We start from the raw sequence: 4,105 nt of genomic DNA, 5'->3' as shown, positions 1-4,105 counted from the left end.
GGATCATTTGCTTTGAGGCTTCATCATATACGGTTTTATCCAATAACTTTAGAAGCAATAAGGCTTTATCGATTTTGCGAAATCTCATGTCTGAATGACATTTTGAATGCATATCCATAGAAATTTCTTGTGTGTCATCCGCACAGCAATTCTCTTGACCACCATAGCCATGCATATGGCCTCTATTCATACCAGCATGCATGCCTCTATGCATGCCATGTTTATGCATACCCTTCATGTGATGCATACCTCTCATATGTCCATGACCAAAACCACCACAGCAGCCACCCATGTTGCCTGTTCTTTCAAATTTTATGGATTCTTCTCCAAAATTAATTGCCACCTTTTTTGTATGCTTGCCTTCTTGATTTGATGTTTCCGCATGGCCTTGCATAATGGATGCGTCACCCAATTTCAAAATACTGTCCATATTGCCACTGGTACAATCCATTTCCTTTACATTTTTAAAAAGTTCATATATTGCAGTTACTTTATTCATTTTCTTACCTCCAAATTTAATTAGTTTATGAATTTCAAGTCCTTGATCATAAACTCAGTATAAACGAAAGGTTTTAAATGCCATTAAAGTGAGTATTAACTGTTTATTAAAATGGATTAACTAAAAAACACGTAGGAAATGAACTGGTATAAGACCTGTTCCATCTACGTGTTTAATATTTTTATTATGTGAAAGGATCATCATGGACTGGCAGCTTATTATAAAGACTTGCCCAGTTCTAAAATGCGTTTCACATGTGTTTGCTCCTGCCCTATTATGGTGTCGATTTCTGTATGTGTTGAGGCTTCCAAAATTTGCTTCATTTCTAATAAGAGTAAAATCGTGTCTTTTTCGAGTCTAAGTGCATTCTCAATGCCCCTATCGAACTCAACAACTTCTTCAGGACCATCCAACCAATTATTGATGCCTTTTAAGAAAGTCATTGTACTCATCAAAAGTGATTTTACATAGCTTTTATATTCGTCACTTAGATTTTCTGATTCAAATCTAAGAAGTCTTTGTTTTAAAGACTTGTAGTAGATTTCATGCTTGAGTTCTTCATTTGAAAGTTGCTCGAAGAGCACTTTACTTTTTAAATCTTTTGATAAGAGATTAAGTCTTTTATAATGAGCCCCACCTACAATTTCAAGCTCTATCAATACATTTAACAAATCTTCAAGTCTAAAAGTCTCTTGCATATTGTCCCCCTAAACAAACTGTGATTCTTGTTTATACCAGTAGCCGCTCCACTGAATATGTTCTGCGATTTTTGCTTCATCATTAAGCTGAACACCTTCCAACACTTCACGCTTAAAGGTATGATAGCCTACTCTATCGACGATGTAACCGATATGCTCCTTTGGCAAACTACGATCAATATAGCGGTCTACAAAAGCATAGGTGTTTACGATAATTTGTGTGAATACTTCTTCAGTACACCATTTGATGAAGGGCATAGCGAGTCTAGGATTTTTCTTCCCCGTTCTTCCCATAATCACCATTCTATAATACTTTTTCTCACTTCTTGTCCACGCGCCTGTCGGACATTTGATGATACACTCCCCACACCCAATGCATTTTTCAGTATCTCTCACCACATTGAAACCATCCATTGACAGCGCTCCTGTGATTTTTTTCTTGCAGTTTTTAACACAGGCTTCACAGCTAATGCATCTTGAAACCTCATATTGTGGTTCTGTGATGCATATAATCCCGAAATCCTGCATGTGGGCTTTGATACAATCATTTGGGCACCCTGTTACAGCAATTTTGAAATGAAAGTCGTGTGGATAAACACTTTTTTCTATGTTCTTTGCAATTCGAGTCGTATCGTCATTTGCAAACGGACACACTCTGTTGCCCACACATGCAGAAATATTTCGAGTTCCTGCAGCAGGATAGCCATCAGTAGTGGCATCTACGTCAAGTCCAAGACTCTCCACAAGGGGCTTAATCAAAGCATTGATTTCTGCCATTTTATCAAAGTCGATATTAGGCACTTCAAACCCTTGTCTCGTGGTCAAATGAACAGTTCCATTACCATACTTTTCTGCGATGTTGTTGATCAGGGGAAGAAATTGTGCATCGAGATGACCACCTGGTACTCTAATACGCAATGCCGTTTTGTTTCTTGTTTTCGTGATTCTATAAGCATTTTTGGTTACTTTTTTACGATTGACACTCATGACTTCCTCCTAATCTAATAATTGCTTTGCTTTAATATAATTGAAGACCGGACCTTCTAAACACACATAGGTTTCATCGATCTTGCAGTGACCGCACTTGCCGATGCCACAGGACATTTTGCGTTCAAATGAAACCCAGATATTTTCTTCTTTAATACCATTTTTTATGAGCTCAAGTGTTGTAAATTTCATCATAATCGGTGGTCCAACTACGATGACGACTTTATCCTCAGCATTTGTCAAATCCAGCTGCTTGATGTGTGTCGTCACAAGTCCGGTTGCGCCTTGCCAGTCTTCGTGCGGTGCATCCACAGATGCAATCACATGTGCTTTTTCTGACCAAGCCCTAATGGTATCCTTGAAGAGCACATCCTTAGGTGATTTAAAACCCATGATGACCTCTAGCCTTTGCACCTCATCCAAATGGTTCATAAAGTAATCAATCGTCTTCTTAACTGGTGCAAGACCTGTACCTCCGGCTATAACTGCCAAATCCTTTTTCTTGAACAAATCGATATCAAAGCCGTTTCCATAAGGACCTCTCATAAAAAGTGAATCTCCTGGTTTTGCGTCAAAGAGCTCATCTGTGAGCTTTCCTACTTTTCTGATGGTCATAAAAAGTGAAGTTTCATTAAAGTCACTAATGGATATGGGTGCTTCGCCAACACCTGGTAGCGAGATTTCCATAAACTGTCCACCGACTAAATTTCCTTCAAATGCAATTTCAAAAGTCCAGTCAATTTCGGTTTCTTTATTGATGCTTAAAATTTTATAGGGTTTTGGTAAATAGGGATTATTCATTCTTTTGCCCCTCCTCTACAATCTGATTGATCTTTTGAATGCATTTTGAAAATGAGATATATTCAGGGCAAACATCATCACATCTTCCACAGCCCACGCACATATGAAAACCAAAACGCTTGTGAAAATCATTGATTTTATGCATGGTTTTAAAACGCATTCTATCGCCATTTTTCACTCTAAAAGCATGACCGCCAGCCATATTACTAAATCCGTCCACATGACAGCCAGCCCAAACGCGTCTTCTTTCACCCACTTTAGTATCATCACTCAATTTTGAATCTTGCATCGAATAGCATGAACAAGTGATACAAGAAGTATTACATCTACCACAAGCGACACATCTCGATGTGTACTCTGTCCAAATTTCATGTTCAAACATTTCCTTGGTAATAAGATCTACTGGTGGCACGGTGACTTTCACTTTGTTTTCTTTAATATAATCCGGTTTAAAGTCAATCTTATCATTGTTCTTAATAACATCAGTTTCTAGAGCATCATCTTTAATATCTATTTTTATTACATCTCCAAATCGAATTGCAGCTTCATAGTCCTCACTCTTATTGGCATTCATGGATACACAATAGCAAGTGTCAAAACCATCCAAACATTCGATCATAATGAACTTAACAAGATTTCTTCTTCTCAAATAATAATAGTCAACAGCATCACCATTTTTTAGGAAGATGGTATCAAGTCTTTTTATGCCATTAATATCACAAGGTCTTAAAAAAATCAGCATTGGTTTAATATCAAGCTTTGGCTCAATGATTTCATCCTTGTGAAAATAAAAGAGGGTCTCCCTGATGGGATAAAAAATCTCCTTAGGTGAAAAATAGGATTTTTGATCAATAACCATCTCTTCAAGGGATTCTATTTTTCCATAGCCTACCACGTCTGTGTCAGAAAATTTCCCCTTGCCCTTCTGAAGCTTTGGGGCATAAAGATCATATGTTATATTTAAATCTCTAAGATATTGATTGAAAGCCTCATGGCTCAATTGATAACTCATTTAAAATACCTCCGATAAAATGCATTTCTCTATTTTACGAATAAATAACTGTCTAATCTCTCCATCACTCAAAAGACCATTCGATGAAGTAATTACCTCTATTTCAGC

General features: G+C 37.3%; 5 protein-coding genes. All 5 read right to left on the bottom strand.

Features of this window, described 5'->3' with window-relative positions; all coding sequences use genetic code 11:
• On the bottom strand, positions 1-499 hold a 499-nt coding region (locus AC220I_RS19175), incomplete at its 3' end, for a hypothetical protein (RefSeq protein ID WP_486725472.1).
• Positions 500-717: 218 nt separating this feature from the next.
• A complete protein-coding gene (locus AC220I_RS19170; RefSeq protein WP_486725471.1) occupies positions 718-1,197 on the bottom strand; it encodes a hypothetical protein in 480 nt (159 codons plus the stop codon).
• A 9-nt stretch (positions 1,198-1,206) separates the two neighbouring features.
• Positions 1,207-2,184, bottom strand: a complete 978-nt coding sequence (asrC, locus tag AC220I_RS19165) for a sulfite reductase subunit C (protein WP_486725470.1) — start codon at positions 2,182-2,184, stop codon at positions 1,207-1,209.
• A 9-nt stretch (positions 2,185-2,193) separates the two neighbouring features.
• Complete coding sequence (gene asrB / locus AC220I_RS19160) at positions 2,194-2,985, bottom strand: anaerobic sulfite reductase subunit AsrB (protein WP_486725469.1); 792 nt, start codon at positions 2,983-2,985, stop codon at positions 2,194-2,196.
• Complete coding sequence (gene asrA / locus AC220I_RS19155) at positions 2,978-3,997, bottom strand: anaerobic sulfite reductase subunit AsrA (protein WP_486725468.1); 1,020 nt, start codon at positions 3,995-3,997, stop codon at positions 2,978-2,980. The genes asrB and asrA overlap by 8 nt, the downstream gene beginning before the upstream one ends.
• Positions 3,998-4,105: the final 108 nt, after the last annotated feature.

It is taken from the genome of Fusibacter sp. (assembly GCF_057447755.1).
The sequence above is the reverse complement of the archived record's forward strand: the minus strand, read 5'-3'. Positions and strand labels throughout refer to the sequence as shown.